This is a genomic window from Pseudomonas sp. TE4620, from assembly GCF_056279045.1.
Genome location: NZ_JBWBQO010000001.1, coordinates 4243556 through 4270000, shown reverse-complemented (window position 1 = coordinate 4270000; position 26445 = coordinate 4243556). Strand labels below are relative to the sequence as shown.

At 60.9% G+C, this 26445-nt stretch carries 22 protein-coding genes, 6 tRNA genes and 3 rRNA genes (1 of these 31 running past the window's edge); 27 read left to right on the top strand and 4 right to left on the bottom strand.

The window, feature by feature from the left end; genetic code table 11:
* The 8 genes from ACZ9A3_RS19795 to ACZ9A3_RS19760 all read left to right on the top strand — a co-directional run.
* A 16S ribosomal RNA gene (locus ACZ9A3_RS19795) occupies window positions 1–153 on the top strand; it begins 1384 nt to the left of the window's first position.
* A 66-nt stretch (window positions 154–219) separates the two neighbouring features.
* Window positions 220–296, top strand: a tRNA-Ile gene (locus tag ACZ9A3_RS19790).
* Between the two features lie 29 nt (window positions 297–325).
* A tRNA-Ala gene (locus tag ACZ9A3_RS19785) sits at window positions 326–401 on the top strand.
* Window positions 402–615: 214 nt separating this feature from the next.
* Window positions 616–3506: ribosomal RNA gene (locus ACZ9A3_RS19780) — 23S ribosomal RNA — on the top strand.
* Window positions 3507–3642: 136 nt separating this feature from the next.
* Window positions 3643–3758 (top strand): 5S ribosomal RNA (rrf, locus tag ACZ9A3_RS19775).
* The 16S, 23S and 5S rRNA genes sit together here with 2 tRNA genes alongside, the layout of an rRNA operon.
* 185 nt (window positions 3759–3943) lie before the next feature.
* Entirely contained in the window at window positions 3944–4603 is a 660-nt protein-coding gene (locus ACZ9A3_RS19770) for a paraquat-inducible protein A (RefSeq protein ID WP_045200780.1), read from the top strand.
* The gene (locus tag ACZ9A3_RS19765; RefSeq protein WP_476253043.1) at window positions 4590–5213 is read left to right on the top strand and encodes a paraquat-inducible protein A; all 624 of its coding nucleotides are present in this window, start codon (window positions 4590–4592) and stop codon (window positions 5211–5213) included. Before ACZ9A3_RS19770 ends, ACZ9A3_RS19765 begins: the two co-directional genes overlap by 14 nt.
* Window positions 5206–7506, top strand: a complete 2301-nt coding sequence (locus tag ACZ9A3_RS19760) for a PqiB family protein (RefSeq protein ID WP_093379382.1) — start codon at window positions 5206–5208, stop codon at window positions 7504–7506. Before ACZ9A3_RS19765 ends, ACZ9A3_RS19760 begins: the two co-directional genes overlap by 8 nt.
* A gap of 140 nt (window positions 7507–7646) precedes the next feature.
* On the opposite strand, the gene rpsT is transcribed toward ACZ9A3_RS19760, so the two are convergent.
* Window positions 7647–7925, bottom strand: a complete 279-nt coding sequence (gene rpsT / locus ACZ9A3_RS19755; RefSeq protein WP_010220592.1) for a 30S ribosomal protein S20 — start codon at window positions 7923–7925, stop codon at window positions 7647–7649.
* A 251-nt stretch (window positions 7926–8176) separates the two neighbouring features.
* On the opposite strand from rpsT, the gene murJ reads away from it, so the two are divergent.
* The 6 genes from murJ to ispH all read left to right on the top strand — a co-directional run bounded on the left by murJ (window position 8177) and on the right by ispH (window position 15512).
* Complete coding sequence (murJ, locus tag ACZ9A3_RS19750) at window positions 8177–9715, top strand: murein biosynthesis integral membrane protein MurJ (RefSeq protein ID WP_476253042.1); 1539 nt, start codon at window positions 8177–8179, stop codon at window positions 9713–9715.
* 118 nt (window positions 9716–9833) lie between these two features.
* Window positions 9834–10784, top strand: coding sequence for a bifunctional riboflavin kinase/FAD synthetase (gene ribF, locus ACZ9A3_RS19745; protein ID WP_045200788.1), 951 nt, complete (start codon window positions 9834–9836; stop codon window positions 10782–10784).
* Window positions 10781–13612: an isoleucine--tRNA ligase gene (ileS, locus tag ACZ9A3_RS19740; RefSeq protein ID WP_476253041.1), complete on the top strand. Its 2832-nt coding sequence runs from the start codon at window positions 10781–10783 to the stop codon at window positions 13610–13612. The genes ribF and ileS overlap by 4 nt, the downstream gene beginning before the upstream one ends.
* Window positions 13605–14120 carry a signal peptidase II gene (lspA, locus tag ACZ9A3_RS19735; RefSeq protein ID WP_045200792.1) on the top strand — a complete coding sequence of 172 codons (516 nt, stop codon included), beginning with the start codon at window positions 13605–13607 and terminating at the stop codon, window positions 14118–14120. The genes ileS and lspA overlap by 8 nt, the downstream gene beginning before the upstream one ends.
* The gene (gene fkpB, locus ACZ9A3_RS19730) at window positions 14113–14550 is read left to right on the top strand and encodes an FKBP-type peptidyl-prolyl cis-trans isomerase (RefSeq protein WP_045200794.1); all 438 of its coding nucleotides are present in this window, start codon (window positions 14113–14115) and stop codon (window positions 14548–14550) included. The genes lspA and fkpB overlap by 8 nt, the downstream gene beginning before the upstream one ends.
* 14 nt (window positions 14551–14564) lie before the next feature.
* The gene (gene ispH, locus ACZ9A3_RS19725; protein WP_093379392.1) at window positions 14565–15512 is read left to right on the top strand and encodes a 4-hydroxy-3-methylbut-2-enyl diphosphate reductase; all 948 of its coding nucleotides are present in this window, start codon (window positions 14565–14567) and stop codon (window positions 15510–15512) included.
* Here the strand turns inward: ispH and ACZ9A3_RS19720 are convergent.
* On the bottom strand, window positions 15501–15977 hold the full coding sequence (locus ACZ9A3_RS19720; protein ID WP_258608075.1) for a GspH/FimT family pseudopilin: 477 nt from the start codon (window positions 15975–15977) through the stop codon (window positions 15501–15503). The two genes, ispH and ACZ9A3_RS19720, sit on opposite strands and share 12 nt — an antisense overlap.
* Window positions 15978–16119: 142 nt before the next feature.
* On the opposite strand from ACZ9A3_RS19720, the gene ACZ9A3_RS19715 reads away from it, so the two are divergent.
* From ACZ9A3_RS19715 to thiO, 5 genes are read left to right on the top strand one after another with little or no spacing between them, the layout of a single operon-like run.
* A complete protein-coding gene (locus tag ACZ9A3_RS19715) occupies window positions 16120–16323 on the top strand; it encodes a type IV pilus modification PilV family protein (protein ID WP_045200800.1) in 204 nt (67 codons plus the stop codon).
* Window positions 16320–16979, top strand: coding sequence for a PilW family protein (locus ACZ9A3_RS19710; RefSeq protein WP_476253040.1), 660 nt, complete (start codon window positions 16320–16322; stop codon window positions 16977–16979). Before ACZ9A3_RS19715 ends, ACZ9A3_RS19710 begins: the two co-directional genes overlap by 4 nt.
* Window positions 16972–17481 (top strand): pilus assembly protein PilX, encoded by a 510-nt coding sequence (locus ACZ9A3_RS19705; protein ID WP_213603231.1) that lies wholly within the window; start codon window positions 16972–16974, stop codon window positions 17479–17481. The genes ACZ9A3_RS19710 and ACZ9A3_RS19705 overlap by 8 nt, the downstream gene beginning before the upstream one ends.
* A 20-nt stretch (window positions 17482–17501) precedes the next feature.
* Entirely contained in the window at window positions 17502–17900 is a 399-nt protein-coding gene (locus ACZ9A3_RS19700) for a type IV pilin protein (protein WP_093387269.1), read from the top strand.
* A gap of 27 nt (window positions 17901–17927) precedes the next feature.
* The gene (thiO, locus tag ACZ9A3_RS19695; protein ID WP_476253039.1) at window positions 17928–19031 is read left to right on the top strand and encodes a glycine oxidase ThiO; all 1104 of its coding nucleotides are present in this window, start codon (window positions 17928–17930) and stop codon (window positions 19029–19031) included.
* 74 nt (window positions 19032–19105) lie between these two features.
* On the opposite strand, the gene ACZ9A3_RS19690 is transcribed toward thiO, so the two are convergent.
* Window positions 19106–19336 (bottom strand): PP0621 family protein, encoded by a 231-nt coding sequence (locus ACZ9A3_RS19690; protein ID WP_038998721.1) that lies wholly within the window; start codon window positions 19334–19336, stop codon window positions 19106–19108.
* A gap of 93 nt (window positions 19337–19429) precedes the next feature.
* On the bottom strand, window positions 19430–20452 hold the full coding sequence (locus ACZ9A3_RS19685; RefSeq protein WP_045200810.1) for an outer membrane protein assembly factor BamD: 1023 nt from the start codon (window positions 20450–20452) through the stop codon (window positions 19430–19432).
* A 150-nt stretch (window positions 20453–20602) separates the two neighbouring features.
* Between ACZ9A3_RS19685 and rluD the strand changes: the two genes are divergently transcribed.
* The 8 genes from rluD (at window position 20603) to ACZ9A3_RS19645 (ending at window position 26341) form a co-directional block, all read left to right on the top strand.
* The gene (gene rluD, locus ACZ9A3_RS19680) at window positions 20603–21565 is read left to right on the top strand and encodes a 23S rRNA pseudouridine(1911/1915/1917) synthase RluD (protein ID WP_038998723.1); all 963 of its coding nucleotides are present in this window, start codon (window positions 20603–20605) and stop codon (window positions 21563–21565) included.
* Entirely contained in the window at window positions 21562–22302 is a 741-nt protein-coding gene (gene pgeF / locus ACZ9A3_RS19675) for a peptidoglycan editing factor PgeF (protein ID WP_213603235.1), read from the top strand. Before rluD ends, pgeF begins: the two co-directional genes overlap by 4 nt.
* Window positions 22303–22426: 124 nt before the next feature.
* A complete protein-coding gene (gene clpB / locus ACZ9A3_RS19670; protein WP_476253038.1) occupies window positions 22427–24991 on the top strand; it encodes an ATP-dependent chaperone ClpB in 2565 nt (854 codons plus the stop codon).
* A gap of 303 nt (window positions 24992–25294) precedes the next feature.
* A tRNA-Asn gene (locus ACZ9A3_RS19665) sits at window positions 25295–25370 on the top strand.
* Window positions 25371–25380: 10 nt separating this feature from the next.
* A tRNA-Pro gene (locus tag ACZ9A3_RS19660) sits at window positions 25381–25457 on the top strand.
* A gap of 5 nt (window positions 25458–25462) precedes the next feature.
* A tRNA-Lys gene (locus tag ACZ9A3_RS19655) sits at window positions 25463–25538 on the top strand.
* A 99-nt stretch (window positions 25539–25637) separates the two neighbouring features.
* Window positions 25638–25714: transfer RNA gene (locus ACZ9A3_RS19650), tRNA-Pro, on the top strand.
* A gap of 96 nt (window positions 25715–25810) precedes the next feature.
* Window positions 25811–26341, top strand: coding sequence for a dihydrofolate reductase family protein (locus ACZ9A3_RS19645; protein WP_093379425.1), 531 nt, complete (start codon window positions 25811–25813; stop codon window positions 26339–26341).
* The last annotated feature ends 104 nt before the right edge of the window (window positions 26342–26445 follow it).

The following is a 26445-nucleotide window of genomic DNA, read 5'->3' as shown; positions in this document are numbered from 1 at the left end:
TTGTACACACCGCCCGTCACACCATGGGAGTGGGTTGCACCAGAAGTAGCTAGTCTAACCTTCGGGAGGACGGTTACCACGGTGTGATTCATGACTGGGGTGAAGTCGTAACAAGGTAGCCGTAGGGGAACCTGCGGCTGGATCACCTCCTTAATCGACAGACATCAGCTGTCTTATGAGCTCCCACACGAATTGCTTGATTCATTGAAGAAGACGATTGGGTCTGTAGCTCAGTTGGTTAGAGCGCACCCCTGATAAGGGTGAGGTCGGCAGTTCGAATCTGCCCAGACCCACCAATTACATGTGGTGCAGCCTGTAGCAATACGGGGCCATAGCTCAGCTGGGAGAGCGCCTGCCTTGCACGCAGGAGGTCAGCGGTTCGATCCCGCTTGGCTCCACCACCTTACGTCAAAGCTTAGAAATGAATATTCGTATCGAATATTGATTTCTGAACTTTTTCAGAATCGTTCTTTAAAAATTTGGGTATGTGATAGAAAGATAGACTGGACAGCACTTTCACTGGTGTGTGTTCAGGCTAAGGTAAAATTTGTGAGTAATTACAAGTTTTCGGCGAATGTTGTCTTCACAGTATAACCAGATTGCTTGGGGTTATATGGTCAAGTGAAGAAGCGCATACGGTGGATGCCTTGGCAGTCAGAGGCGATGAAAGACGTGGTAGCCTGCGATAAGCTTCGGGGAGTCGGCAAACAGACTTTGATCCGGAGATCTCTGAATGGGGGAACCCACTCAGCATAAGCTGAGTATCTTGTACTGAATACATAGGTGCAAGAGGCGAACCAGGGGAACTGAAACATCTAAGTACCCTGAGGAAAAGAAATCAACCGAGATTCCCTTAGTAGTGGCGAGCGAACGGGGACTAGCCCTTAAGTGGCTTTGAGATTAGCGGAACGCTCTGGAAAGTGCGGCCATAGTGGGTGATAGCCCTGTACGCGAAAATCTCTTAGTCATGAAATCGAGTAGGACGGAGCACGAGAAACTTTGTCTGAATATGGGGGGACCATCCTCCAAGGCTAAATACTACTGACTGACCGATAGTGAACCAGTACCGTGAGGGAAAGGCGAAAAGAACCCCGGAGAGGGGAGTGAAATAGATCCTGAAACCGTATGCGTACAAGCAGTGGGAGCCTACTTTGTTAGGTGACTGCGTACCTTTTGTATAATGGGTCAGCGACTTATATTCAGTGGCGAGCTTAACCGAATAGGGGAGGCGTAGCGAAAGCGAGTCTTAATAGGGCGTTTAGTCGCTGGGTATAGACCCGAAACCGGGCGATCTATCCATGGGCAGGTTGAAGGTTAGGTAACACTGACTGGAGGACCGAACCGACTACCGTTGAAAAGTTAGCGGATGACCTGTGGATCGGAGTGAAAGGCTAATCAAGCTCGGAGATAGCTGGTTCTCCTCGAAAGCTATTTAGGTAGCGCCTCATGTATCACTGTAGGGGGTAGAGCACTGTTTCGGCTAGGGGGTCATCCCGACTTACCAAACCGATGCAAACTCCGAATACCTACAAGTGCCGAGCATGGGAGACACACGGCGGGTGCTAACGTCCGTCGTGAAAAGGGAAACAACCCAGACCGTCAGCTAAGGTCCCAAAGTTATGGTTAAGTGGGAAACGATGTGGGAAGGCTTAGACAGCTAGGAGGTTGGCTTAGAAGCAGCCACCCTTTAAAGAAAGCGTAATAGCTCACTAGTCGAGTCGGCCTGCGCGGAAGATGTAACGGGGCTCAAACCATACACCGAAGCTACGGGTATCACTTAGGTGATGCGGTAGAGGAGCGTTCTGTAAGCCTGTGAAGGTGAGTTGAGAAGCTTGCTGGAGGTATCAGAAGTGCGAATGCTGACATGAGTAACGACAATGGGAGTGAAAAACTCCCACGCCGAAAGACCAAGGTTTCCTGCGCAACGTTAATCGACGCAGGGTTAGTCGGTCCCTAAGGCGAGGCTGAAAAGCGTAGTCGATGGAAAACAGGTTAATATTCCTGTACTTCTGGTTATTGCGATGGAGGGACGGAGAAGGCTAGGCCAGCTTGGCGTTGGTTGTCCAAGTTTAAGGTGGTAGGCTGAGATCTTAGGTAAATCCGGGATCTTAAGGCCGAGAGCTGATGACGAGTTGCCATTAGGCGACGAAGTGGTTGATGCCATGCTTCCAAGAAAAGCTTCTAAGCTTCAGATAACCAGGAACCGTACCCCAAACCGACACAGGTGGTTGGGTAGAGAATACCAAGGCGCTTGAGAGAACTCGGGTGAAGGAACTAGGCAAAATGGCACCGTAACTTCGGGAGAAGGTGCGCCGGTGAGGGTGAAGGACTTGCTCCGTAAGCCCATGCCGGTCGAAGATACCAGGCCGCTGCGACTGTTTATTAAAAACACAGCACTCTGCAAACACGAAAGTGGACGTATAGGGTGTGACGCCTGCCCGGTGCCGGAAGGTTAATTGATGGGGTTAGCTAACGCGAAGCTCTTGATCGAAGCCCCGGTAAACGGCGGCCGTAACTATAACGGTCCTAAGGTAGCGAAATTCCTTGTCGGGTAAGTTCCGACCTGCACGAATGGCGTAACGATGGCGGCGCTGTCTCCACCCGAGACTCAGTGAAATTGAAATCGCTGTGAAGATGCAGTGTATCCGCGGCTAGACGGAAAGACCCCGTGAACCTTTACTATAGCTTTGCACTGGACTTTGAATTTGCTTGTGTAGGATAGGTGGGAGGCTTTGAAGCGTGGACGCCAGTTCGCGTGGAGCCATCCTTGAAATACCACCCTGGCAACTTTGAGGTTCTAACTCAGGTCCGTTATCCGGATCGAGGACAGTGTATGGTGGGTAGTTTGACTGGGGCGGTCTCCTCCTAAAGAGTAACGGAGGAGTACGAAGGTGCGCTCAGACCGGTCGGAAATCGGTCGTAGAGTATAAAGGCAAAAGCGCGCTTGACTGCGAGACAGACACGTCGAGCAGGTACGAAAGTAGGTCTTAGTGATCCGGTGGTTCTGTATGGAAGGGCCATCGCTCAACGGATAAAAGGTACTCCGGGGATAACAGGCTGATACCGCCCAAGAGTTCATATCGACGGCGGTGTTTGGCACCTCGATGTCGGCTCATCACATCCTGGGGCTGAAGCCGGTCCCAAGGGTATGGCTGTTCGCCATTTAAAGTGGTACGCGAGCTGGGTTTAGAACGTCGTGAGACAGTTCGGTCCCTATCTGCCGTGGACGTTTGAGATTTGAGAGGGGCTGCTCCTAGTACGAGAGGACCGGAGTGGACGAACCTCTGGTGTTCCGGTTGTCACGCCAGTGGCATTGCCGGGTAGCTATGTTCGGAAGAGATAACCGCTGAAAGCATCTAAGCGGGAAACTTGCCTCAAGATGAGATCTCACTGGAGCCTTGAGCTCCCTGAAGGGCCGTCGAAGACTACGACGTTGATAGGTTGGGTGTGTAAGCGCTGTGAGGCGTTGAGCTAACCAATACTAATTGCCCGTGAGGCTTGACCATATAACACCCAAGCAATTTGAGCGAAAGCCAGATTGCGGTGTTGTGAAGACTGCACAGCCGAAGATTTGTAACTCACAAACATCACATACCCGATTCGCTGGAGTGTCTTAAACAAGACCTTCTGGCAACAGAATTTCTTGACGACCATAGAGCATTGGAACCACCTGATCCCATCCCGAACTCAGCAGTGAAACGATGCATCGCCGATGGTAGTGTGGGGTTTCCCCATGTGAGAGTAGGTCATCGTCAAGATTAAATTCCGAAACCCCTATCTGCGTACGCAGGTAGGGGTTTTGTCTTTCTGGCGTCTGTGCGAACGGCGGTGCGACGCCTCGACTTGCCCCGCGATGCGATGTGGCTGACAGAAGGGTATCGCGGGGCAAGCCCGCTCCTACATCGGTTAGAATAGCGCCCTCGCGTTGACTCAGAAGTTCACTATGTCAGAACCTGCCGACCCCCATCAGCTCGCCGACCTGCCCCTGGAAGACCTGGTGGCCTGTCACGAATGCGACCTGCTGATGCGCAAGCCTGTGCTCAAGCAAGACGAAAAGGCCCACTGCCCGCGCTGTGGCTACGAGCTCTACGCCCATCGACACAATGTGGTCCAGCGCAGCCTGGCCCTGGTGCTGGCCGCCTTGCTGCTATACGTACCGGCCAACTTCCTGCCGATCATGCAACTGCACCTGCTGGGGCAAACCTCCAACGATACGGTCTGGAGCGGCGTGGTCGGGCTGTACAACACCGGTATGCGCGGCGTAGCGGTGGTGGTGTTTCTCTGCAGCATGGCGATTCCCTTGCTCAAACTGTTGTGCCAGCTGGCAGTGCTATTGAGCATTCGCCTGAACGTTGGTCGCAGTTACGGTTTGTTGCTTTATCGGATTTATCACCATCTACGCGATTGGGGCATGCTCGAGGTCTATTTCATGGGCGTGCTGGTGGCGATGGTCAAGCTGGTCGACCTGGCTGAGCTCAGCCTCGGCCTGGGCCTGGCCTGCTTTATCAGTTTGTTGTTGGTGCAGGTGTGGCTGGAGGTGGTGATGTCGCCCCACCAGATATGGAGTGCTTTATCGGGGGAAGACCTGCATGCGTGCGATTGATGCCGGGATTCTGGTTTGTGGCGAATGCCATGAACTGAATCGCCAGGAGCCGGACAGTAACGCGCAAACCTGCACCCGCTGTGGTGCGGTGGTGCACGCCCGGCGGCCAAACAGCCTGGTGCGAACCTGGGCGTTGCTGATTACTTCGGCAATCTTGTACATCCCGGCCAACGTGTTGCCGATCATGACCGTCAGCGCTCTGGGGCAGGGTAGCCCGGACACAATAATGTCCGGCGTCATCACCCTGATGAAGCACGGCATGCTGCCGATCGCCGCGGTAGTGTTCATCGCCAGTATTCTGGTGCCGACTTTCAAGCTGGTCGGCATTGCCCTGCTGCTCTATTCGGTGCAGCGCCACCAACCGTTGTCGGCCCGGCAACGGATCCTGATGTACCGCTTCATCGAATTCATCGGACGCTGGTCGATGCTGGATATTTTCGTGATCGCCATTCTGGTGGCGGTGGTGAATTTCGGCAGGATCGCCAGTGTCGAAGCCAATCTGGGCGCCGTCGCCTTCGCCAGTGTGGTGATTCTGACGATGCTCGCTGCAGTAACCTTCGATCCCCGACTGATTTGGGATAACACGGAGTCGGATGACGACCATGAGTGATTTGCCTACGGCTAAAACCCGCCCAGCTTCGAACTGGTCGGCCATATGGATATTGCCCCTGATCGCCCTGGTGATTGGTGGCTGGCTTGGCTGGCAGGCCTATCGCGAGTCAGGTGTGAACATCCAGGTCCGCTTTGAGAGCGGTGAAGGTATCGTCGCCAACAAGACCGAAGTGGTCTTCAAGGGCATGTCGGTCGGTAAGGTGAAAGAGCTGGTGCTGGATGCCAAGGGCAGCAATACCGGGGTCATCGCCACCATCGAAATGAACAAGGAGGCCGAGCCGCACCTGAACACCGGTACGCGCTTCTGGCTGGTCAAACCGAGCGTTAGCCTGGCCGGGATCACCGGCCTGGAAACCTTGGTATCGGGCAACTACATTGCCGTCAGCCCGGGGCAGGGCGAGCCGACCAAGCGCTTCAAGGCACTGGATGAAGCGCCGCCGTTGTCCGACAGCGAGCCGGGCCTGCACCTGACCCTCAAGGCCGACCGCCTGGGTTCGCTCAACCGCGACAGCCCGGTGTTCTACAAGCAGATCCAGGTTGGCCGGGTGAAGAGCTATCGCCTCGCCGAAGACCAGGGCACGGTCGAGATCAAGGTGTTCATCGAGCCGGCCTACGCCGACCTGGTGCGCAAACATACGCGCTTCTGGAATGCCAGCGGCATCAGCATCGACGCCAACCTCTCCGGGGTGAAGGTACGCAGCGAGTCGCTGGCCAGCATCGTCGCCGGCGGTATTGCCTTCGCCACCCCCGAGCACCGCAAGGACAGCCCGCCCACTGATCCGAACCTGCCGTTTCGCTTGTACGAAGACTTTGATGCGGCCCAGGCCGGGATTCGCGTCAAGGTCAAGCTGAGCGACTTCGAGGGCCTGCAGGCCGGGCGTACCCCGGTGATGTACAAAGGCATCCAGGTCGGCTCGCTGAAGACCCTCAAGGTTGATCCCGACCTGGCCAGTGCCATGGCCGAGCTGACCCTCGATCCGCTGGCCGAAGACTACCTGGTCGACGGTACGCAGTTCTGGGTGGTCAAGCCATCGATCTCCCTCGCCGGTATTACCGGCCTGGAAGCGCTGGTCAAGGGTAACTACATTGCCATCCGCCCGGGCGACAAGGGCGCGACGCCGCAGCGCGAGTTCGAGGCGCGAGCCAAGGCACCGCCACTGGACCTCAAGGCGCCCGGCCTGCACCTGGTGCTGTACAGCGACAACCTTGGCTCGCTGGAAGTCGGCAGCCCGATCCTCTACCGCCAGGTCAAGGTCGGTACGGTGCAGAGCTACCAGTTCTCGAAGAAGAGCAAGCGCCTGCTGATCGGTGTGCACATCGAGAAAGAGTACGCCGGCCTGGTCAACGGTTCGACGCGCTTCTGGAATGCTAGCGGCATTACCCTGAGTGGCGGCCTGTCGGGCATCCAGATCAAGAGTGAATCGCTGCAGAGCCTGATGGCTGGCGGTATCGCTTTCGACACACCTATCCCGAATGTGAAGCTCAAGCGCCGCATTCCGTTCTTCCGCCTCAATGAAAGCCAGGAAGCGGCCAACCGCAGCGGTACCACGGTGACCATCCGCGTCGATCGCGCAGACGGCCTCAAGGTTGGCACGCCTGTTCGCTTCAAGGGTCTGGATGTCGGCAAAATCGAACAGGTCGACCTGACCAATGATTTGCAGGCGGTGCTGCTCAAGGCGCGGATTACCGAAGTGCCGGAGCGCATTGCCCGCGAAGGTACGCAGTTCTGGGTGGTCAAGCCGGCCCTGGGCATCGTCAAGACCGCCAACCTGGAAACCCTGGTCACCGGCCAGTACCTGGAAGTGCAGCCGGCAGTCAGAAGCACCGGGCCGCAGCTCAACTTCAATGCCTTGCCTCAGGCGCCGGATTTCTCTGAGCGCGAAGCTGGCCTGTCGCTGGTGCTCAGTGCTGCGCGGCGGGGTTCGATCAAGCCGGGCGTACCGGTTACCTACCGCGAGATTCCGGTCGGCAAGGTCACCGGCTTCGAATTGGGCCAGACCGCCGACCGGGTACTGATCCATATCCTGATCGAGCCCAGGTATGCAGCGCTGGTGCGTGGCGGTAGCCGTTTCTGGAACAGCAGCGGCTTCGGCTTCGATATCGGCCTGTTCAAGGGCGCGACGGTGCGTACCGAGTCGCTGGAGACCCTGATAGAGGGCGGCATCGCCTTCGCCACGCCAGACGGCGAGAAGATGGGCAATCCGGCGCGGCCGCAGCAGACCTTCGCCCTGTTCGACAAGGCCGAGGATGAATGGCTGCAGTGGGCACCGAAGATTCAGATTGGTAAGTAGTCGCTAGCCATCGCGGGTCAAGCCCGCTCCTACACAAACCTGTAGGAGCGGGCTTGACCCGCGATGCTTTTCTGCCCGCAACCCAAATCACAGGCAATAAAAAACCGACCCTAGGGTCGGTTTTTCAACAAGCATGTCGCTTAGGCAGCTGCAGCTTCTTTCAGCGCCTTGATGTGGCCATTCAGACGGCCTTTATGGCGAGCAGCCTTGTTCTTGTGGATGATACCTTTATCGGCCATACGGTCGATAACTGGAACAGCCAGAGTGTAAGCAGCTTGCGCTTTTTCGGCGTCTTTTGCGTCGATGGCTTTAACTACATTCTTGATGTAGGTACGAACCATGGAACGCAGGCTGGCGTTGTGGCTGCGACGCTTCTCAGCCTGTTTTGCACGTTTTTTGGCGGAAGGTGAGTTGGCCACCGTCGAGCTCCTCGAAAGACTTGGTAAATAGCAAACAAAATAGGCCGCGAATCATGCCGATGAGTTGATCGGTTGTCAAGGGCACTTGCATGGTTCCGCTGAGTGGTCGTTCTGTACAAGGGAGTGATTCCCTTCTGCGGTACGACCTGTAAACTCGGGAGCTTTTGCTCTGCTTGCGTTGCGGCGCGGAGTATCGCACAACTGGGCGCGTTGCGGCACAGCCCTTTATCCTCAGGCGTGAAAAACTTTCGATGAATCTTCTTAAATCCCTGGCCGCGGTCAGCTCCATCACCATGATCTCGCGGGTGCTGGGCTTTGTCCGCGACACCATCCTGGCGCGGGTATTCGGTGCCGGCGTGGCCACAGACGCCTTCTTCATTGCCTTCAAGCTGCCCAACCTGCTGCGGCGCATCTTTGCCGAAGGCGCGTTTTCCCAGGCGTTCGTGCCGATTCTGGCCGAATACAAGACCCAGCAAGGCGAGGAGGCGACCCGCACCTTCATCGCCTATGTCAGTGGCCTGCTGACCCTGGTGCTGGCCCTGGTCACCGCCCTGGGTATCCTCGCCGCGCCCTGGGTGGTGTGGGTAACAGCCCCAGGCTTTGTCGACAGCACAGAAAAATACCAGCTGACCACCGACCTGCTGCGGGTGACCTTTCCTTATATATTGCTGATCTCGCTGTCATCGCTGGCCGGCGCCATCCTCAATACCTGGAACCGCTTTTCGGTGCCGGCCTTCGTGCCGACCCTGCTCAACGTGGCGATGATCGGCTTTACCCTGTTCCTCACGCCATATTTCGACCCGCCGATCATGGCCCTGGCCTGGGGCGTGCTGGCTGGCGGCCTGGCGCAGCTTCTGTACCAGCTGCCGCACCTGAAGAAGATCGGCATGCTCGTGCTGCCGCGCCTGAACCTGCGCGACAGCGGTGTATGGCGAGTGCTCAAGCAGATGCTGCCGGCGATCCTCGGGGTTTCGGTAAGCCAGATCTCGCTGATCATCAACACCATCTTCGCCTCGTTCCTGGTCGCAGGTTCGGTGTCGTGGATGTACTACGCCGACCGCCTGATGGAGCTGCCTTCCGGAGTGCTGGGTGTAGCCCTGGGTACTATCCTGCTGCCCACCCTGGCCAAGACCTACGCCAACCGCGACCGGCACGAATACTCGCGGATCCTCGACTGGGGCCTGCGCCTGTGCTTTTTGCTGGTGCTGCCGTGCACCCTGGCCATGGCGATCCTGGCCGAGCCGCTGACCGTGGCGTTGTTCCAATACGGTAGATTCAGCGCCTTCGATGCGGCCATGACCCAGCGTGCGCTGATTGCCTATTCCCTCGGGCTGCTGGCGATTATCCTGGTCAAGGTCCTGGCCCCTGGCTTCTACGCCCAGCAGAACATTCGTACTCCAGTGAAGATCGCCATCTTCACCCTGGTCTGCACCCAGCTGTTCAACCTGGCCTTCATCAGCCACCTGCAGCACGCCGGCCTGGCCCTGGCCATCAGCCTCGGCGCCTGCCTGAACGCCGGCCTGCTGTACTGGAAGCTACGCCAGCAGCAGTTGTTCCAGCCACAACCGGGCTGGGCCAAGTTCCTCGCCAAGTTGGTGGTGGCAGTGCTGCTGATGTCGGCGGTGTTGCTGGTTGGCATGCACTACATGCCGGCCTGGGCCGAAGGGCAGATGCTTGAGCGCTTTCTGCGCCTTGGCGCGCTGATCCTGGCCGGAGTCGTGACCTATTTCGGCTGTCTGCTGCTGTTCGGATTCCGCCCGCGTGACTTCGCCCGCAAGGCGTTGCATTAAGGCGTAACGGCGGTCAGACGTCGGTTTTACACATTCCACGCCACGGGGTGACGCTGCTGCCTGTCGTCAGCGCCCGGGTGTGGTTATAATCGACCACTTTATGAGCAAGAAGCGCGTTATGCAGCTGGTTCGAGGCCTCCACAACCTGCGCCCCCAGCACCGGGGCTGTGTCGCCACTATTGGCAACTTCGACGGTGTTCACCGCGGCCACCAGGCAATCCTGGCGCGCCTGCGTGAGCGAGCGGACGAGTTGGGCGTGCCCAGCTGCGTGGTGATTTTCGAGCCACAGCCGCGTGAATACTTTGCCCCCGACACTGCGCCCGCACGCCTGGCGCGCCTGCGCGACAAGGTCGCCCTGCTGGCCGCCGCCGGTGTCGACCGGGTGCTGTGCCTGGCGTTCAACCAGCGCCTGAGCAAGCTCAGCGCCGCCGAGTTCGTCGACACCATCCTGGTCGATGGCCTGGGCGTGAAGCACCTGGAAGTGGGCGACGATTTCCGCTTTGGCTGCGACCGGGTTGGCGACTTCGACTTCCTCGAGCAGGCCGGTATCCTTCAGGGCTTTACCGTCGAAGCGGCGCAAACCGTCGAACTCGATGGCCTGCGGGTCAGCAGCACGCAAGTGCGCGATGCCCTGGCCAATGCCGATTTCGCCCTGGCCGAGCGTTTGCTGGGGCGGCCGTTCCGCATCCGCGGGCGCGTGCTGCACGGGCAGAAGCTGGCCCGCCAGCTGGGTACTCCGACAGCCAACATCCAGCTCAAGCGCCATCGGGTACCGCTTACCGGGGTTTACCTGGTCAGCGTCGAGGTCGATGGCAAGAACTGGCCGGGCGTCGCCAACATCGGCGTACGGCCAACTGTTTCAGGTGATGGCAAAGCCCACCTGGAAGTACATCTTCTGGATTTTGCCGGCGATCTCTATGGCCGGCGTCTGACGGTGGAATTCCACCACAAGCTGCGTGAAGAGCAGCGATTCGCCTCCCTGGAGGCGCTGAAGTCGGCGATCGATGCGGATATCGCCGCCGCACGTGCCCATTGGCACGGTCAACCGCTAACGAAGAGCCTGAAATGACCGACTATAAAGCCACGCTAAACCTTCCGGACACCGCCTTCCCGATGAAGGCCGGCCTGCCACAGCGCGAACCGCAGATCCTGCAGCGCTGGGACAGCATTGGCCTGTACCAGAAGCTGCGCGAAATTGGCAAGGATCGTCCGAAGTTCGTGCTGCACGACGGCCCGCCCTACGCCAACGGCAAGATCCACATCGGTCATGCGCTGAACAAGATTCTCAAGGACATGATTGTCCGCTCCAAGACCCTGTCCGGTTTCGACGCCCCGTACGTCCCGGGTTGGGACTGCCATGGCCTGCCGATCGAGCACAAGGTCGAAGTGACCCACGGCAAGCACCTGAGCGCCGACCAGACCCGCGAGCTGTGCCGCGCCTACGCCGCCGAGCAGATCGAAGGGCAGAAGACCGAGTTCATCCGCCTGGGTGTGCTGGGCGACTGGGACAACCCATACAAGACCATGAACTTCGCCAACGAAGCCGGTGAAATCCGCGCGCTGGCCGAAATGGTCAAGCACGGCTTCGTGTTCAAGGGCCTGAAACCGGTCAACTGGTGTTTCGATTGCGGTTCGGCCCTGGCCGAAGCCGAGGTCGAGTACGCCGATAAAAAATCGCAGACCATCGACGTCGCCTTCCCGGTGGTCGATGAGGCCAAGCTGGCCGCCGCGTTCGGCCTGGCTTCGCTGGCCAGGCCTGCTTCGATTGTGATCTGGACCACCACGCCGTGGACCATCCCGGCCAACCAGGCGCTGAACGTCCACCCGGAGTTCAAGTACGCCCTGGTCGATACCGGCGACAAGCTGCTGGTGCTGGCCGAAGAGCTGGTCGAGTCGTGCCTGAAGCGTTATGCGCTGGAAGGTTCGGTGATCGCCACCGCGCCAGGCTCGGCGCTTGAGCTGATCAACTTCCGTCACCCGTTCTACGATCGCCTGTCGCCGGTATACCTGGCCGACTACGTCGAGCTGGGCGCCGGTACCGGTGTGGTGCACTCCGCGCCAGCCTACGGTGAAGACGACTTCGTCACCTGCAAGCGCTACGGCATGGTCAACGACGACATCCTCACCCCGGTGCAGAGCAACGGCGTGTACGTGCCGTCGCTGGAATTCTTCGGCAGCCAGTTCATCTGGAAGGCCAACCCGGCCATCGTCGAAAAACTCTCGGAAGTCGGTGCGCTGATGCACACCGAAACCATCAGCCACAGCTACATGCACTGCTGGCGCCACAAGACCCCGCTGATCTATCGCGCCACCGCGCAATGGTTCGTCGGCATGGACAAGCAGCCCGACAACGGCGACACCCTGCGCAAGCGTGCGGTCAAGGCCATCGAAGAGACCAAGTTCGTCCCGGCCTGGGGCCAGGCGCGCCTGCACTCGATGATCGCCAACCGTCCGGACTGGTGCATCTCGCGTCAGCGCAACTGGGGCGTACCGATCCCGTTCTTCCTCGACAAGCAGTCCGGCGAGCTGCACCCGCGCACCGTCGAGCTGATGGAAGAAGTGGCCAAGCGTGTCGAGAAAGAAGGCATCGAAGCCTGGTTCAAGCTCGACGCCGCCGAACTGCTCGGTGACGAGGCCGGCCAGTACGACAAGATCGCCGACACCCTCGACGTCTGGTTCGACTCCGGTACCACCCACTGGCACGTGCTGCGTGGCTCGCACAGCATCGGCCACGAAACCGGCCCGCGCGCCGACCTGTACCTGGAAGGTTCCGACCAGCACCGCGGCTGGTTCCATTCCTCGCTGCTGACCGGTTGTGCCATCGACAACCACGCACCGTACCGCGAGCTGCTGACGCACGGCTTCACCGTCGACGAGAACGGTCGCAAGATGTCCAAGTCGCTGGGTAACACCATCGAGCCGCAGAAGGTCAACGACACCCTGGGTGCCGACATCCTGCGCCTGTGGGTTTCGGCCACCGACTACTCCGGCGAGATGGCGGTTTCCGAGCAGATCCTGCAGCGCAGCGCCGACGCCTACCGGCGTATCCGCAACACCGCGCGCTTCCTGCTCTCCAACCTGTCCGGCTTCGACCCGGCCCGCGACCTGTTGCCGGCCGAAGACATGCTGGCGCTGGACCGCTGGGCGGTCGACCGTACCCTGCTGCTGCAGCGCGAGCTGGAAGAGCACTACGGCGAATACCGCTTCTGGAACGTCTACTCGAAGATCCACAACTTCTGCGTGCAGGAGCTGGGCGGCTTCTACCTGGACATCATCAAGGACCGTCAGTACACCACTGGCGCCAACAGTGTTGCCCGTCGTTCCTGCCAGACCGCGCTGTACCACATCAGCGAAGCGCTGGTGCGCTGGATCGCGCCGATCCTGGCGTTCACCGCCGACGAGCTGTGGCAGTACCTGCCGGGCGAGCGCAACGAGTCGGTGATGCTCAACACCTGGTATGAAGGCCTGAGCGAGCTGCCGGAAGGCTTCGAGCTGGGTCGCGCCTACTGGGAGCGGATCATGGCCGCCAAAACCGCGGTCAACAAGGAACTGGAAAACCAGCGTGCGGCCAAGGCCATCGGTGGCAACCTGCAAGCCGAAGTCACCCTGTTCGCCGACGACGCCCTGAGCGCCGACCTGAACAAGCTGGGCGACGAGCTGCGCTTCGTGCTGATCACCTCGGCGGCCAGCGTTGCGCCATTCGCCCAGGCGCCAGCCGATGCGGTCGAGACCGAAGTCCCGGGCCTGAAGCTGAAAGTGGTCAAGTCCGGCCACGCCAAGTGCGGTCGTTGCTGGCACTTCCGCGCGGACGTCGGCGCGAACCCGGAGCACCCGGAAATCTGCGCCCGTTGCGCCGACAACATCGGCGGCAAAGGCGAGGTGCGCCACTATGCCTAACCCTGGTGTGGGGCGCTTCGGGCGCCTCAGCTGGCTGTGGCTGAGCGTGCTGGTCCTGGTCCTCGACCAGGCCAGCAAGTTCTACTTCGAGGGCGCGCTGAGCCTGTACCAGCAGATCGTGGTCATTCCCGACTACTTCAGCTGGACCCTGGCCTACAACACCGGTGCCGCCTTCAGCTTCCTGGCTGACAGCTCCGGCTGGCAGCGCTGGCTGTTCGCCCTGATCGCCATAGTGGTCAGTGCCGTGCTGGTGGTCTGGCTCAAGCGCCTGGGGCGCAACGAGACCTGGCTGGCCGTCGCCCTGGCACTGGTGCTGGGTGGTGCGCTGGGCAATCTGTACGACCGCATCGTGCTCGGCCACGTAGTCGACTTCATCCTCGTGCACTGGCAGAACCGCTGGTACTTCCCGGCCTTCAACCTGGCCGACAGCGCCATTACCGTGGGTGCGGTGATGCTGGCGCTGGATATGTTCAAGAGCAAAAAGTCCGGAGAACCCGTCCATGACTGAGACCCGTATCGGCCAGAACACCGAAGTGACCCTGCACTTCGCACTGCACCTGGAAAACGGCGACACCGTCGACAGCACCTTCGACAAGGCGCCAGCGGTGTTCAAGGTCGGCGACGGCAACCTGCTGCCGGGCTTCGAAGCGGCGCTGTTCGGCTTCAAGAGCGGCGACAAGCGCACCGTGACCGTCAACCCGGAAAACGCCTTCGGCCAGCCAAACCCACAGAACGTGCAGGTCATGCCGCGTTCGCAGTTCCAGGACATGGAGTTGTCCGAGGGCCTGCTGGTGATCTTCAACGACGCCGCCAACGCCGAATTGCCCGGTGTGGTGAAAGCCTTCGATGATGCCCAGGTGACCATCGACTTCAACCATCCACTGGCCGGCAAGACCCTGAACTTCGAGGTGGAAATCCTCGCGGTCAAGGCCCTGTGAGCCTGGAGCCTGCCATGCAAATCAAACTCGCCAACCCCCGTGGCTTCTGTGCCGGTGTGGACCGGGCGATCGAGATCGTCAATCGTGCCCTCGAAGTGTTTGGCCCGCCGATCTACGTGCGTCACGAAGTGGTGCACAACAAGTTCGTGGTCGAAGACCTGCGCGCGCGCGGGGCGATTTTTGTCGAAGAACTCGACCAGGTGCCGGACGACGTCATCGTCATCTTCAGCGCCCACGGTGTTTCCCAGGCCGTGCGCCAGGAAGCGGCGGGGCGCGGCCTGAAGGTATTCGACGCGACCTGCCCACTGGTCACCAAGGTGCATATCGAGGTGGCGCGCTACAGCCGTGACGGCCGCGAGTGCATCCTGATTGGCCACGAAGGCCACCCGGAAGTCGAAGGCACCATGGGCCAGTACGACACCAGCAACGGTGGCGCCATCTACCTGGTCGAAGACGAGGACGATGTTGCCAGCCTGCAGGTCAACGACCCGGACAAACTGGCCTTCGTCACCCAGACTACGCTGTCGATGGACGACACCAGCCGGGTGATCGATGCCCTGCGCGCGCGCTTCCCGAATATCGGCGGGCCGCGCAAGGACGACATCTGCTACGCCACCCAGAACCGTCAGGACGCGGTCAAGCAACTGGCCAATGAATGTGATGTGGTCCTGGTGGTCGGCAGCCCGAACAGCTCCAACTCCAACCGCCTGCGTGAACTGGCCGAGCGCATGTCGACCCCGGCCTACCTGATCGACGGCGCCGAAGACCTGCAAAAAAGCTGGTTCGATGGCGTTGAGCGCATTGGTATCACCGCCGGTGCTTCGGCCCCCGAGGTGCTGGTGCGTGGCGTGATCGAACAACTGCGTGCCTGGGGTGCCACGGGCGCCGAAGAGCTTGATGGCCGCGAAGAGAACATCACCTTCTCGATGCCCAAAGAGTTGCGCGTACGTTCACTGATCTGACCCGCCGGCCGCGCACAGCGGCTGCTCGCCGGGCTCTTCGCGCAGGCTGACCCGGCCTGTGTGCGCCAGTACCACCCGGTACTGGCTGAAGGGCTCGGGGCGCTGGCAAATGAACAGCGTCCCGGCCTGAAACGCTCCCCCCGCGTGCAACGGCACCCCCAGCCCACTGAAGCGCACCTGCCGGGCCACCGGTTGATTGCCGACGATGCTTGCCCGCTCAAGCCGCTGCTCGTACAGCAACTGTAGGCCATCCTGCTCGACGACCATGCGCCAGCCATTGCTCCAGTTGTCTTCCAGCGCCTGCAGGCGAACCACCTGGTTGCGCAGCAAGGCCTCGCTGCGTGCGGTGCGCAGGGCCTGGGCCAGGTCCTTTGCGGCGGCGTGCTGTTGTAGCCCGCTGCTCATGGTGTTGTAGGCCGGCAGGCTGATGTGCGTGAGCATCCCCACCAGCGCCAACGCGAACATCATTTGTATCAGTGTTACGCCCTGTTGCTTCACCGTGCATTCCTCCCTGGAAGTGCTTCTATAGAGTCAGGCCGGCGGACAACAGCGTCCAGTCGGCCGGGTTGGCAAAGGGCTGGGGAAAAGTCGCAGGAGGGATGGCGCCATGGATGGCGGACGGCAACAAGGAATGAGCTTGCTCGAAGTGCTGCTGGCCATGCTGGTGCTGGGGCTGGGTGTGTTTGCTGCAGCGGCTGCGCAGGTACGGGCGCTGCAGGCCACCGACAGTGCTTTGCACAGTACTCAGGCGGCGTATCTGCAGCATGGCGCGCTCGAACAAGCGCGCATCAACGCAGGGCCAGGCCGATGACCCGGCAAGCCGGCGTCGGCCTGGTCGAAGTGTTGCTGGCCCTCAGCCTCGGCTTGGTGCTGCTGCTCGGTGTCAGCCGCTTGTTTCTGGCGGCCACTTCGAACTGGCAGGCTCAGGGCATCGCCGCACAACTGCAGGAAGACGCGCGCCTGGCGTTGCAGCGCATGGCCCAGGATATTCGCATGAGCGGCATGTTCGGCTGCTTGCGTGCGGATGCAATCAGCCATGTGAACCCGTCCTCGGCACAGGCGTTTGCCCAACCGCTGGAGGTAATCCGCGCAGCGGACGGCCAATTGCAGCAATTGAGCCTGATCAGCGCCGAAGTCGCTGGCGCCGGTGGGCGGCCGAACTGGACGCTGGTCACCGATTGCATAAGCCAGGCGCGGGTCTATCTCGATGTCCAGGCGGCGCCGGCCGGGCACTTCGCGATACCGATACGACGCCAGACCTATCGCGTTGATGGCACCAGCCTGATGCTCGGCAGCGGCGCCAGTTATGCGCCGCTGATCGACAACCTAGGTGAGCTGCGCGTCGACATTATCAGCCGGAGTGCCACCCGCATCGCCGGACTGCGCCTGAGCCTGACCTTGCTTGACCCGCTGGCGCGGGTAAGGCCGCAGCAGTATCAACTGACAGTGGCCCTGCGCAATGGCTAGGCCCGGCAGCCAGCGTGGGGTGGTCCTGCTGGTCAGCCTGGTGCTGCTGGGGCTGTTGGCTTTGCTCGGCGTCTCGGCGATGGTCAGTGCCACCTTGCAGGGGCGCATGGCCGGCAACCTGCAAGCAGCCTTGCACGGCCTCGAGCAGGCGGAGCAGGCCTTGCTGCTGGGAGAGTCGACCGTCGTCGGCGTGCTGCCATGCTCGTACTGTTTACCGCCGCCGGAAGCTGCACGGGTGCGGGCGCCTGGCGTCTACCGCGGCGAAGGGCCGACCTCCGGCCTGAGCTGGCAAGGCGGCGCCAGCGGCTTCCACCTGGTACAGAACCTTGGCCAGAGTACCCACGCCGCGCACTGGCCTGCCAACCTGTCCGTTACCTTGTACCGGATCACCGCCGTCAGCCACGCCGGGGTAGGGCGCAGCGTGCTCGAAAGCGTTTATGCACAGGCTGTAGAAGAGGGCGCCCAGCCACCCAGGCGCATTCTCTGGCGCCAGCTTCACTAGGAGTTCGACTTATGTCCACCCTGCAGAAAGGTTTGAGCCTGATTGAACTGTTGCTTGTCGTCGCCGTGGTCGGCATTCTGGCGGGCATTGCCTATCCCAGCTACAGCGAACAGGTCCGCAAGGCCGCACGCACGGAAATCGCCGGGTTGCTGTTCGAAAGCGCGCAACTGCTCGAACGTCACTATGCCCGCAGCGGCCAGTACGCCGACAGCGAAGCCCTGGTCACCCCATTGGCGCCCGGGACCGAGCACTACCGGCTGCAGGCCGTTCGTCTTTCGACGTCATTCACCCTTACCGCCCGGCGCATTGGCGGTGGTTTGATGAACAGTGACCGCTGCGCCGATTTCGAACTCGACCAGGCCGGTGTGCGCCGCAATCCCGGCGCCGTTGATGGCGGCCGCGGCTGTTGGGGTGGCTGAGGTTTACTTCAGACGTTGGATCAATACATGACCAAGCAAGTAGTGATTGTCGGTGGCGGGGTAATCGGCCTGCTGACAGCGTTCAACCTGGCGGCCGAGGTCGAGCAGGTGGTGCTGTGTGACCGTGGCGCGCTCGGCCAGGAGTCTTCCTGGGCTGGCGGCGGCATCGTCTCGCCGCTGTACCCGTGGCGCTATAGCCCGGCGGTAACGGCCCTGGCGCATTGGTCGCAGGATTTTTATCCACAGCTGGGCGAGCGCCTGTTCGCCAGCACCGGGGTTGACCCTGAAGTGCACACCACCGGCCTGTACTGGCTGGACCTCGACGACGAAGCCGAAGCCCTGGCCTGGGCCAAGCGCGAAGGACGGCCGCTAAGTGCTGTGGATATCTCGGCGGCCTATGACGCGGTGCCGGTGCTGGGTGGCGGTTTCCGCCGCGCCATCTATATGGCCGGGGTTGCCAACGTGCGTAACCCACGCCTGGTCAAATCACTCAAGGCCGCCTTGCTGGCGCTGCCGAACGTGAGCATTCGCGAGCAGTGCGAAATCACCGGCTTCAGCCGTGAGGGCGAGCACATCACCGGGGTCGAGACTGCAGCCGGGCCGATTCCGGCCGATCGCGTGGTGCTGACGGCTGGCGCCTGGAGCGGCGACTTACTGCGGCCATTGGGCCTGGAGCTGCCGGTGGAGCCGGTGAAAGGGCAGATGATCCTGTACAAGTGCGCCGAAGACTTTTTGCCGAGCATGGTGCTGGCCAAGGGGCGTTATGCGATCCCGCGGCGCGACGGGCATATTCTGGTGGGCAGTACCCTGGAGCATGCCGGTTACGACAAGACCCCGACCGACGAAGCGTTGGAAAGCCTCAAGGCATCGGCGGTGGAGTTGCTGCCGGCGCTGGCCGACGCCACCCCGGTGGCCCATTGGGCGGGGCTGCGGCCGGGTTCGCCTGAGGGCATTCCGTACATCGGCGAGGTGCCGGGCTATGCCGGGCTGTGGCTGAACTGCGGGCATTACCGCAATGGCCTGGTGCTGGCGCCGGCGTCCTGCCAGTTGTTTGCGGATTTGTTGCTGGGGCGTGAGCCAATCATTGATCCGGCGCCATATGCACCGGCTGGGCGGGTGGCTGCTCTTTAGGGCTCATCGCGGGGCAAGCCCGCTCCTACAATCTGGTAGGGGCGGGCTTGCCCCGCGATGCAGGCGCCGCGCAATCAGCGCTGCGCCCCAGGCCCCTGCTCCAGATGCGCCTGACTGCAATACCACTGCGCCCCGCGATGCAGCGCCCGGTCACTGGGCAAATGCACGCCGCAATGGGCGCAGCGGACCATCTTCAGCGGGTCTTCGAGGCTGTTGTTTTGCCCAGCAGCATTGCTGGCCTTGAACTTGCGCCACAACCAGAAGGCAGCAGCAATCAGGGCAATCCAGAAAAGTAGGCGAACCATGGTGTCCAGCTTTGTCAGTGAAGAGCCTTCAGTCTAGGGCTCGGGCATGAAAAAAGGGAGGCCTTGGCCTCCCTTTATCTTTTACACGATGGCTCAGTCGAACACACCGAAGGTCATGTAGCTGAACCAGGAGCGGTCTTCGTTGTTACCTTCCGCTTCGTGGTTTTCTTCTTCGATGACGTCACCGTTGGCATCTTTAGGCAGCAGCTCTTGCGGGATCGCGTCCTTGGCGTCCTGGTACTGCTTCACCACGTCCTGGTTGGCACGGGTTTCACCCGGCGGCAGCGGCGGGGCGGTATTGATCAGGCCCAGGGTGGCCTTGGACAGCCACGAGCGGTTGTCGGCTTCGTTCTGCTGCGGCACGAACTGGCCATCGACCAGGCTCGGGTGGTCCGGGTAGTTGAGCTTGAGGGTTTCCAGGCTGGTGGCCGCCAGTTCGTCCAGGTGCAGACGCATGTAGGCTTCGGTCATCACCGCCAGGCCGTCGCCGACCGATGGGGTTTCCTGGAAGTTCTCTACTACATAGCGGCCACGGTTGGCGGCAGCGACATAGGCCTGACGGGTCAGGTAGTAGTCGGCCACGTGGATTTCGTAGGAAGCCAGCAGGTTGCGCAGGTAGATCATGCGCTGCTTGGCGTCAGGCGAATAGCGGCTGTTGGGGAAGCGGCTGGTCAGCTGGGCGAATTCGTTGTACGAGTCGCGGGCAGCGCCCGGGTCACGCTTGGTCATGTCCAGCGGCAGGAAGCGCGCCAGCAGGCCGCGGTCCTGGTCGAACGAGGTCAGACCCTTGAGGTAGTAGGCGTAGTCGACGTTCGGATGCTGCGGATGCAAGCGAATGAAGCGCTCGGCGGCAGACTTGGCAGCCTCCGGTTCGGCGTTTTTATAGTTCGCGTAGATCAGCTCGAGCTGGGCCTGGTCGGCGTAGCGGCCGAACGGATAGCGCGATTCCAGAGCCTTCAGCTTGCTTGTGGCGCTGGTATAGCTGTGGTTGTCCAGGTCGGCCTGCGCCTGCTGGTACAGCTCGGCTTCGCTCAGGTTTTCGTCGACGACTTCCTTCGAAGAACAAGCAGCGGTCAGTCCGAGGATGGCGATCAGCAGCAGGTGTTTCACTTGCATGGCGGCTTGCGTCCCTATGACGGCCGCTGTCTTGGGCGTGGCCGTCCTGTTATGATGAGCACCCCGATGCAACCCTCGGGGCAAAAGACGTCGTATTTAACCACAAGCGCGCAGTCGAAACCAAAGGCTGTGCCGCCCGCTGATTCGAGCATGTCCGAGATCATTCAACTTCGCGCAGAGGTGCCGTCCGAATTGGGCGGGCAACGCCTCGACCAAGTCGCCGCCCAATTGTTCGCTGAGCACTCGCGCTCGCGCCTGTCCACCTGGATCAAGGAGGGGCGCCTGACGGTCGATGGCGCTGTCCTGCGTCCGCGCGATATCGTCCACGGCGGTGCGCTGCTGGCGCTCGATGCCGAGCAGGAAGCCCAGGGCGAGTGGGTGGCCCAGGACATCGAGCTGGATATCGTCTATGAAGACGACCACATCCTGGTGATCAACAAGCCTGCCGGGCTTGTGGTCCACCCGGCTGCGGGCCACGCCGATGGCACCCTGCTCAATGCCCTGCTGCACCACGTGCCGGACATCATCAACGTGCCGCGCGCCGGTATCGTCCACCGCCTGGACAAGGACACCACCGGTCTGATGGTGGTGGCCAAGACCATCCAGGCGCAGACCCAGCTGGTTGCCCAGTTGCAAAGCCGCAGCGTCAGCCGCATCTATGAATGCATCGTGATCGGTGTGGTCACGGCCGGCGGCAAGATCAACGCGCCGATCGGTCGCCACGGCGGTCAGCGCCAGCGCATGGCGGTCACCGAAGGCGGCAAGCCTGCGGTCAGCCACTATCGCGTACTGGAGCGCTTCCGCTCGCACACCCACGTGCGGGTCAAGCTCGAAACCGGGCGTACCCACCAGATTCGCGTGCACATGGCCCACGTCAACTTCCCGTTGGTCGGCGACCCGGTCTACGGCGGGCGCTTCCGCATTCCGCCAGCGGCCAGCCTGACCATGGTCGACGCGCTCAAGACCTTCCCGCGCCAGGCCCTGCATGCACGCTTCCTGGAGCTCGATCACCCGGTGACCGGCGAGCGCATGGGTTGGGAATCGGCGCTGCCGGACGACTTCGTCTGGCTGCTGTCGCTGCTCAAGCAGGACCGCGAGGCGTTCGTCGGATGAGCGAGCTGACGCAAGCGCTGCTGTTCCCGGACTGGCCTGCGCCAGCCCGGGTGCGCGCCTGCGTCACTACGCGCAGCGGCGGGGTCAGCCTGCCGCCCTATGAAAGTTTCAACCTCGGTGACCATGTTGGCGATGCGCCAGCAGCGGTGGCCGAGAACCGCCGGCGCCTGACCGCCGAGTTCGGCATCCAGCCAGCCTGGCTCAAGCAGGTGCATGGCGTAGTTGTAGCCGATGCCGACCCTGGCGTTATTGCCGAGGCTGATGCCAGCTACAGCGATACCCCCGGCATTGCCTGCACGGTCATGACCGCCGACTGCTTGCCGGTGCTGTTCTGCGACCGCGCCGGCACCCGCGTAGCCGCCGCCCATGCGGGCTGGCGCGGGCTGGCCAACGGTGTGCTGGAGGCGACCCTGAAGCGCTTGGCACTGCCGCCCGAAGAGGTGCTGGTGTGGCTGGGCCCGGCGATTGGCCCGCAAGCCTTTGAAGTCGGCCTTGAGGTTCGTGACGCGTTCACGACCGTTCATCCGGAAACTGCCCAGGCCTTCGTGCCCGGTGCCCAGCCCGGCAAGCTGATGGCCGATATCTACCAGCTGGCCCGCCTTCGCCTTGCAGCGCGCGGCGTCAATGCCGTCTATGGTGGTGGCTTGTGCACCGTCAGCGACCCGCGCTTCTATTCTTATCGGCGCACCCCGCAGGGTGGCCGCTTCGCTTCGCTGGTCTGGCTGGCAGCGCGCTGACCTGGATCAAGCCCGCCTAGCTTGAATCTTCCAGAATCACCCTTATCTACAGTGGTATCTCTGGCAGGTTTTTCTTCATCAGGTGTGTCCATCGCTCCGACCTGCCCATAAAGGAAGGTAACCCATGCGAATAGACCGTTTGACCAGCAAGCTGCAATTAGCATTATCCGATTCCCAATCCCTGGCCGTGGGTATGGACCATCCGGCCATCGAGCCTGCGCACCTGGTGCAGGCCCTGATCGATCAGCAGGGCGGTTCGATCAAGCCGTTGCTGATGCAGGTCGGCTTTGACGTCAACAGCCTGCGCAAGGCGTTGAGCAAAGAGCTCGACCAGCTGCCGAAAATCCAGAACCCGACCGGCGACGTCAACATGTCCCAGGACCTGGCGCGTCTGCTCAACCAGGCCGACCGCCTGGCCCAGCAGAAGGGCGACCAGTTCATCTCCAGCGAGCTTGTGCTGCTGGCGGCCATGGACGAGAACAGCAAGCTTGGCAAGTTGCTGCTCAGCCAGGGCGTGAGCAAAAAGGCCCTGGAAAATGCCATCAGCAACCTGCGCGGCGGCGAGGCGGTCAATGACCCCAACGCCGAAGAGTCGCGCCAGGCCCTGGACAAATACACCGTCGACCTGACCAAGCGCGCCGAAGACGGCAAGCTTGACCCGGTGATCGGCCGTGACGATGAAATCCGCCGGACCATCCAGGTGCTGCAACGCCGGACCAAGAACAACCCGGTGCTGATCGGTGAGCCTGGCGTCGGTAAGACCGCCATCGCCGAAGGCCTGGCCCAGCGCATCATTAATGGTGAAGTGCCGGACGGCCTTAAAGGCAAGCGCCTGCTGTCGCTGGACATGGGCGCGCTGATCGCCGGTGCCAAGTTCCGCGGTGAGTTCGAAGAGCGCCTCAAAGGCTTGCTCAACGAACTGTCCAAGCAGGAAGGGCAGATCATCCTGTTCATCGACGAGCTGCACACCATGGTCGGCGCCGGTAAAGGCGAAGGCTCGATGGACGCCGGCAACATGCTCAAGCCGGCCCTGGCCCGTGGTGAACTGCACTGCGTCGGCGCCACTACGCTGAACGAGTACCGCCAGTACATTGAAAAGGACGCAGCGCTTGAGCGGCGTTTCCAGAAGGTGCTGGTAGAAGAGCCGAGCGAAGAAGACACCATCGCCATCCTGCGTGGCCTCAAAGAACGTTACGAGGTGCACCACAAGGTGGCGATCACCGACGGCGCGATCATCGCCGCGGCCAAGCTCAGCCATCGCTACATCACTGACCGGCAGCTGCCGGACAAGGCCATCGACTTGATCGACGAAGCGGCCAGCCGCATCCGCATGGAGATCGACTCCAAGCCGGAAGTGCTCGACCGCCTGGAGCGCCGCCTGATTCAACTGAAGGTTGAGTCCCAGGCGCTGAAGAAAGAGGACGACGAGGCCGCGCTCAAACGCCTGGAGAAACTCACCGAAGAGATCGCCCGGCTCGAGCGCGAGTACGCTGACCTGGAAGAGATCTGGACCTCGGAAAAAGCCGAAGTACAGGGCTCGGCGCAGATCCAGCAGAAAATCGAGCAATCGCGTCAGGAGCTCGAAGCGGCCCGGCGCAAGGGCGACCTCAGCCGCATGGCCGAGCTGCAGTACGGGGTGATCCCGGACCTGGAGCGCAGCCTGCAGATGGTCGACCAGCACGGCAAGGCAGAAAACCAGTTGCTGCGTAACAAGGTGACTGAAGAAGAGATCGCCGAAGTCGTGTCGAAGTGGACCGGCATCCCGGTGTCGAAGATGCTCGAAGGCGAGCGGGAAAAACTGCTGAAGATGGAAAGCCTGCTGCACGAGCGGGTGATCGGCCAGGAAGAAGCCGTGATGGCAGTGTCCAACGCCGTGCGCCGTTCGCGTGCCGGCCTTTCGGACCCGAACCGCCCGAGCGGCTCCTTCCTGTTCCTCGGCCCGACCGGTGTCGGTAAAACCGAGCTGTGCAAGGCGCTGGCGGAGTTTCTCTTCGACACTGAAGAGGCCATGGTGCGCATCGACATGTCCGAGTTCATGGAGAAACACTCCGTGGCTCGCCTGATCGGTGCACCACCAGGCTACGTAGGGTATGAAGAGGGCGGCTACCTGACCGAAGCCGTGCGGCGCAAACCTTATGCGGTGGTGCTGTTGGACGAGGTCGAGAAGGCCCACCCTGATGTGTTCAACGTTTTGCTGCAGGTGCTGGAAGACGGTCGCCTGACTGACAGCCACGGGCGGACGGTGGATTTCCGTAATACCGTGATCGTCATGACCTCCAACCTGGGCTCTTCGCAGATCCAGGAACTGGTGGGTGATCGTGAAGCACAGCGTGCGGCGGTGATGGATGCCGTGGGTTCGCACTTCCGGCCGGAGTTCATCAACCGGATCGACGAAGTGGTGGTGTTCGAACCGCTGGGTCGCGAGCAGATTGCCGGCATCACCCAGATCCAGCTCGGCCGCCTGCGCAGCCGTCTGGCCGAACGTGAGCTGAGCCTTGAGCTGAGCCCCGAGGCGCTGGATAAACTGATCGCCGTCGGTTACGACCCGGTCTATGGCGCACGGCCGCTGAAACGGGCGATCCAGCGCTGGATCGAGAACCCGTTGGCGCAGTTGATCCTGTCGGGCCAGTTCCTGCCAGGCAGCGCCATCACGGCGAAGGTCGAGGGCGAAGAGATCGTCTTCGCCTGAGTTTTCGGCGGGTTACGCTAAGGCCTCGAATTTCGAGGCCTTTTTTCTTTGCATTTTTTCTCGAGTGCTTGTAAAGTGCGCCCCGCTGTATGTCGCCCCGCAGCTTCCCGGCAAAATTGGGAATCTGAAAAAAAGTTGCAAATCAGTAAGTTGAATGCAAATTAGGGGTTGACAAGGGTTTTGAAGGTTGTAGAATAGCGCGCCTCAGAGACATGAACGCAGCGATGCACAAGGTCGAAGAGTTCGAAGCGGTAGTGATACAGCACTCGAAATTGCAGCACTGTTGTAATTGAAATTGATAGTTCCGCGATAGCTCAGTCGGTAGAGCAAATGACTGTTAATCATTGGGTCCCAGGTTCGAGTCCTGGTCGCGGAGCCAAATTTCAAGCCGGGGTATAGCGCAGTCCGGTAGCGCGCCTGCTTTGGGAGCAGGATGTCAGGAGTTCGAATCCCCTTACCCCGACCATCTTAGGGTCGTTAGCTCAGTTGGTAGAGCAGTTGGCTTTTAACCAATTGGTCGTAGGTTCGAATCCTACACGACCCACCATTTTTGAATCCGGTACGCTGGGTTCAAATCTTAAAAGGTTGGTTTGCCATTAGCAGCCAGCCATAAAAAAGGCACCTTAATCGGAGCCTTTTTTTTTACCGGGGTATAGCGCAGTCCGGTAGCGCGCCTGCTTTGGGAGCAGGATGTCAGGAGTTCGAATCCCCTTACCCCGACCATCTTCAGAAAGAAGGGCACCTTGCAAAAGGTGCCCTTTTTTCGTTTCTGCGCCCTGGCTGATACTATCCGGCTATTTCCTGCAAAGGAGTTGCGCCGTGCCCCTGAAAACCTCCGTGTACATCGCCACCAGCCTCGATGGCTTCATCGCCCGTGAGAGCGGTGAGCTGGACTGGCTGATGGTTGCCACCAGCTCCAGTGACGATCACGGCTATGCGGCGTACATGGCCACCATCGACACCCTGGTCATGGGCCGCAACACCTTCGAGAAGGTCCTGACCTTTGGCGAGTGGCCGTATCCGCACAAGCGCGTGGTGGTGCTGAGCAGCACCTTGCAGCAGGCCGATATGCAGCATGGCGTTGAAGTGCACCCGGGGCCGGTCGCCGACCTGGTCGAGCACCTGAATGAAACAGGCGCCAAGGGCCTGTACCTCGATGGCGGGCAGGTGATTCAGAGCTTTTTGCGCGAAGGCCGGCTGGATGAACTGACCATCACCCGCATACCGGTGTTGCTGGGCAGCGGCATCCCGCTGTTTGGGGCCCTGGCGAAGGACGTGACGCTGCAGCATATGCGCAGCACCACCTTTGAAAGCGGCTTTGTGCAGAGTACTTATCGGGTACTGAAATAAACAATGCCGACGCCATCGCGGGTCAAGTCGGGTCGCCGCACCGCCGCTCCCACAGAAACACCGCCATACCTGTGGGAGCGGCGGTGCGACGCCTCGACTTGACC